Annotated in this window: 4 protein-coding genes and 1 pseudogene; 3 read left to right on the plus strand and 2 right to left on the minus strand. The window is 60.4% G+C overall.

Annotation, left to right across the window (positions count from 1 at the left end):
- Positions 1-344 (minus strand): annotated as a pseudogene (locus HMPREF9463_RS11200) (IS110 family transposase); the annotation flags it as partial.
- A 259-nt stretch (positions 345-603) separates the two neighbouring features.
- Positions 604-1,851, minus strand: a complete 1,248-nt coding sequence (gene pepT, locus HMPREF9463_RS09520; RefSeq protein ID WP_035138837.1) for a peptidase T — start codon at positions 1,849-1,851, stop codon at positions 604-606.
- A gap of 120 nt (positions 1,852-1,971) precedes the next feature.
- Between pepT and HMPREF9463_RS09525 the strand changes: the two genes are divergently transcribed.
- The 3 genes from HMPREF9463_RS09525 to HMPREF9463_RS09535 all read left to right on the plus strand — a co-directional run bounded on the left by HMPREF9463_RS09525 (position 1,972) and on the right by HMPREF9463_RS09535 (position 4,857).
- Positions 1,972-2,394, plus strand: coding sequence for a metal-dependent transcriptional regulator (locus HMPREF9463_RS09525; RefSeq protein ID WP_035138800.1), 423 nt, complete (start codon positions 1,972-1,974; stop codon positions 2,392-2,394).
- A gap of 10 nt (positions 2,395-2,404) precedes the next feature.
- Complete coding sequence (locus tag HMPREF9463_RS09530; RefSeq protein ID WP_035138801.1) at positions 2,405-3,298, plus strand: homocysteine S-methyltransferase family protein; 894 nt, start codon at positions 2,405-2,407, stop codon at positions 3,296-3,298.
- A gap of 158 nt (positions 3,299-3,456) precedes the next feature.
- Positions 3,457-4,857, plus strand: coding sequence for a phosphoglucomutase/phosphomannomutase family protein (locus tag HMPREF9463_RS09535; protein WP_035138802.1), 1,401 nt, complete (start codon positions 3,457-3,459; stop codon positions 4,855-4,857).
- Positions 4,858-5,083: the final 226 nt, after the last annotated feature.

Here is a 5,083-nt window from a genome sequence, read left to right on the forward strand (position 1 = left end):
ACCTCGACCACGTTGCCGACCGACAGCATGCGGGCGAGGAACTCGGCGTCGTTGCGGTCGTTCTTCCTGCGCCTGTCCGCGCTGGGCTTGATCATCTTCGAGACGGCGCCGACCACGCAGTCGACCCCCAGGCCGGAAAGCCTCTTCTGCAGGTCGAAGCCCGTGACCCCGGACTCGTACACGCACCTGGCCCTGGGGTCCACGGAACGGACCCACTCCGCGACGGCGCCGGCGTCGTAGCCGAAGGTCGCGGCACGTACCTCCCCGGTCATGACGTCGAGGGAGACGGCCTTTATCGAGCGGGCGTGGACGTCGAGGCCGATGAAGGTGGTAGTATCGAGCATGGGAGCCCCTTCCATGAATGCGGCGTGGCCGCCACGGTTGGATTAGACACTCACCATTGTCGGCCTAATCCGCGGTCTTTCATGCAGCAGGGGCTCTCATTGTTTTTATGTCCTGCTCATATCGTCTGTGCCGGCAGTTTGGGACACTCCTTGCGTTAATAGGCTGGCGCGCGTCAACCTGTTCTCATTGCAGCAAAAAAATTGCCCCGTTCTTGGTTGAGGACGGGGCAATTCGTCTTTTGGACTTGTGCAGCCAGGCTTATGCAAAGCGGGCGACGAGCTCCTGGAGCACGTCGGTCATCTTGACGAGCGAACTGACCGGGACGAACTCGTTGACGCCGTGGTAGCAATAGCCGCCGGTGGAAAGGTTGGGGCAGGGCAGACCGCGGAACGACAGCTGGGCGCCGTCGGTGCCGCCACGAATCGGCAGCACTTGGGGCTCAACGCCGCAGGCAAGGTAGGCTTCCTTGGCAACATCAATAAGCTCGGGATAGTCACGAACGATCTCGGCCATATTTCGATACTGCTGCTTAATCTCGACCGTCACGCGCTCCTCACCCAGACGCTGGTTGAGCATCGAGGCGGCGGCATCAATAAGGTCGAGTTTCTGCTGGAACTTGGCGGCGTCATGGTCGCGGACGATATAGCGCGCTGTGGCGTGATCGACGGTCGCAGATACACCCTCAAGGTGATAAAAGCCCTCGTAGCCTTCCGTATACTCCGGGCGCTGCGCGTAGGGGAGCAACGCGTTGAAGTCGCAGAACAGATTGCCTGCGTTGACCATACGGCCCTTGGCGTCGCCCGGGTGGATGGACTGGCCCTCAAAGCGGACGGTCGCCTCGGCGGCGTTAAAGCACTCCCACTCCAGCTCGCCGATGGGGCCGCCGTCGACCGTGTAGGCGTACTTGCAGCCAAAGGCATCGATATCCAACAGCTCGGCTCCGTGGCCGATCTCCTCGTCAGGGCAGAAGCAAATGCCGAGTGTGGGATGGGGCAGAGAAGGGTCCTGAGCGATACGCGCGACAAGCGACATGATCTCGGCGACGCCTGCCTTGTCGTCCGCGCCCAGCAGCGTGGTGCCATCGCTGCAGACCAGGTCCTCACCCGCGAGGTCAGTCAGGGCGGGAAGCTTGGCGGTACTCATGGCAACGGGCTTACCGTCAACCGTGCCGCAGACCAGGTCGCCGCCTTCGTAGTGTACGATATGCGGCTTCACGCCGGCGCCCGGTGCAACTTCGGTGGTGTCGAGATGGGCGATCAGGCCCAGGGCGGGCTTGTCCTCAGCGCCCGCACTTGCGGGGATATGCGCGCAGACATAGGCGTGCTCGGTCACGTGGGCATCTTCCGCACCAAGCTCGCGCAGCTCTTCAGCCAGCACGTTGGCAAGGTCAAACTGAACGGCGCTCGAGGGTACCTGGTCGCAGTTTGCATCCTCGGACTGCGTGTTGATCTGGACGTAGCGCAAAAAGCGTTCGAGGACATCGGGGCTCGTGGTGGTGTTTTCCATAAAGACCGCTCCAATCTTGGTCGTCGTGTGCAACAAGAACTCTAGCACGGTATGCCACGGCATACCACGACGCTTGGATGGGGTAGAATCAGCCATTGAATGCAGAAGGGACGGAAGATCATGGATACGACAAATAGCTCGCGCGAACTACATCTGACGGTGGCGAACGAAGACTACTTGGAGTGCATGGTTCGCATTGAAAGCGAAGAGGGGGAAACCAACGGCGTGCGATCGGTCGACATCGCGCAGCGCCTTGGCGTCTCCAAGGCATCGGTCAATAAAGCGGTTTCGGCGCTCAAGGCATCCGAACTTGTCGAGCAATCGCACTACGGCAAGGTAGTCCTGACCGATCGCGGCCGCGAGGTTGGTACGGCTATCTGGTACCGTCATCGCCTCATCCGCACGTTTTTGGTTCAGGAGCTCGGTGTCGAATTTGAGCGAGCCGATTCCGAGGCCTGCATGATGGAGCATGCGCTTTCCGAGGACACGATGAACCGCTGGCTCGCCTATCTCGAAAAGCAGGGAATCAGCGTCGAGGAATAGCGGGATATATATGGATACGAGTTATTACAACCGCTTTGGTGCCGAGGAACTTACGCGCCGCTTGTCGAGCGAGACCTTGTTGGCGCAGGGTCCCATGGGCAGTGTTCTGTTGAGTGAGTACGATGCCGCCGACATTCCACCGGCGTTTTGGAATCTGGCAGAGCCGCAGACCGTTTCTCGTATCCATCGCTTGTATGTCGCCGCCGGCGCGCAGGTGCTCATTACCAACACCTTTCAGGCATCGAGCTATGCCCTCAAGCACGACCAGATTGCGCCGTCCGTGGCGGAGGTCAATCGCGGGGCTGTCGACGATGCCCGCCAGGCGCACCCTCAGCTGCTGCTGGGCTCGATGGGCCCGATCGGTATTGAGTGGTTTGCCGAGGACTCTGCCGAGTATCGTGAAATCCGAGGCATTGCGCGCGAACAGGCGCACGCCTTGCTCAATGCTGGTGTTGACGGTCTGCTGATCGAGACGGTGACGTCCATCCGTAATTTGCAGCCCATGCTTGCCGGCGCCCGAGACGCCGCCGACGGCATGCCTGTTCTGGTGAGTTTTGTCGTTGACGATAAAGGCGACCTGTTGGGCGATGGCCTCAACATCGAGGCAGCCGTTTTGTACGCCGAAAAACACGGCGCAAACTCGGTTGGTGTTAATTGCTGTTCGCTTGCGGCCGCGAACGCGGCGGTGCCCAGGATGGTTGCATCGGCGACTACTCCCGTCACGGTGCGTCCCAACGTGGGCGATCCGGTCCAGACTCAGGATGGCCCCGTATGGCACGAGAACCCCGAAGCTTTCGCGCGCGCATGCATCGAATGGAGGCATGCCGGTGCCGCAATGGTGGGCAGTTGCTGTGGAACCACGGCAATCACTACGGCAGCGATGGCCGAGGCGCTCGATATATAAAGGGCAAAACCGCTCCATACGGGGCGGTTTTTTTATTGCCTGCATGTCCTCGGCAGCATTTGCCCAAATGGTGAATGCTGGTGCCGGCAGGTTGCCGAGTGCATGTTGCGGGTATACCCCATGCGTACCATGATCCAAACACTGCGAGGTGTCTGCGCGTGTGCGCGATAATTCATTTTGGAACTGACGGTTGGCGCGCTCGCGTCGATGAGGACTTCACTGCCGATAACGTTGCCCGTATCGCCGATGCCGTCGGCGAGTTGTGGCAAAAGACCAATCCGGGCAAAACGGTATATATAGGGTTCGATACCCGGCCCCTGGCGCGCGAGTTCGCTGAGCTTGCGGCGGGCGTGCTAGCGGCGCACGGGCTAGACGCCGTGCTCGCTTCGCGACCTGTCCCGACCCCTGCCCTTACGTGGGCGGCGGCTTATGACGGTGAGGCGTGCGGCGCGCTCATGGTGACGGGGTCCCATCATCCGCAGGGCTATCTGTGCCTCAAGATTCGCATGGGTGACGGCTCGACCGCCAACCAGGATGTCATCGAAGAGCTCGAAGAGACCATGGCTCCCGAGCCAACGGGGATCGAGGGGCAATATCGCACCGCGGATATCATTCCTGACTATATGCAGACGGTGGCATCGTTTGTCGATGCCGAAGCCATCCGCGCCGCGCACCTGCGCGTGGTTGTCGATCCCATGGGCGGCGCAGCCCAGGGCTATCTAGCCGACTTGCTGCGCGAGCTTGGCGTTGAGGTGCACGAGATTCACGCCGGGCAGGCGTCTGACCAAGAAGATATCTGCCCCGACCCCGTTGAGCCGTGGGTGGACGCTTGCGAGCGCACGGTTATCGAGGACGGAGCTTGCGCTGGCCTGGTGACCGACGGCGACGCTGACCGTATCGGCGCGGTTGACGAGCGCGGCAGATATATACATCCGCATCAGATCATGGCGCTCGTTTTGGGCGACTTGGTTCAATTTCGTAATTTGAAGGGGCGCGTCGTCGTCAATCTTTCATGCTCGACGCTCGTGCGCCGCATTGCCGATGCGCTTGGCTGCCGCGTGACCGTCAAACCAGTCGGTTTCAAATATATAGCGGCAGAGATGAAGAAGGGCGGCGTCCTCATGGGCGGCGAAGAAGCCGGTGGTATCGGCATCGCCGCGCATATGCCCGAGCGCGATGGAATCCTCGCCTGTCTGATTCTGTGTGAGCTTATGGCAAAGACGGACGCGCCTTTGGGCGTTCTGGTCGACCAACTCGAGGACAGTTTTGGTAAGACGAGTTACGGTCGACGCGATTTGCGCCTTGAGGCCGAAGATGCCGAAACGTTACGAACCCTGCTGCCGGGCGTAAACCCCAAGTCGATTTGTGGCAAGGCGCCGCAAAACGTTAGTCATATGGATGGCTTGCGTTTGGCATTCGAGGATGACACGTGGCTGCTGGTCCGTCCTAGCGGGACCGAACCAGTGGTGCGCGTCTACGCCGAGGGGTTCTCGGTGGAAGAACGTGATGAGTTGCTCGATGCTGGCTGTGCTTTAGCTAGGGGGACGTATCCGCTTTAACCATGAGACTGCCTTATATAAAGAGATGCTCGGCGAGCGGTAGGTAACGGCTGGCAAACGTTAGTCGGATTCCAAGATGTGTAGGAAATGTGTACGCCTAGATTCCCGCCCCCGGGGCCCCTCCGGTCTGGCAATATATCTCCTTGCCGCGCGGCCCGGTCGGACCGGATCAGCCGCGGGGCGTGCACCTTGAGAACCGGATACTGCGAGGATGGACACACCAGTT

Source organism: Collinsella sp. 4_8_47FAA (assembly GCF_000763055.1).
Lineage (GTDB): Bacteria > Actinomycetota > Coriobacteriia > Coriobacteriales > Coriobacteriaceae > Collinsella.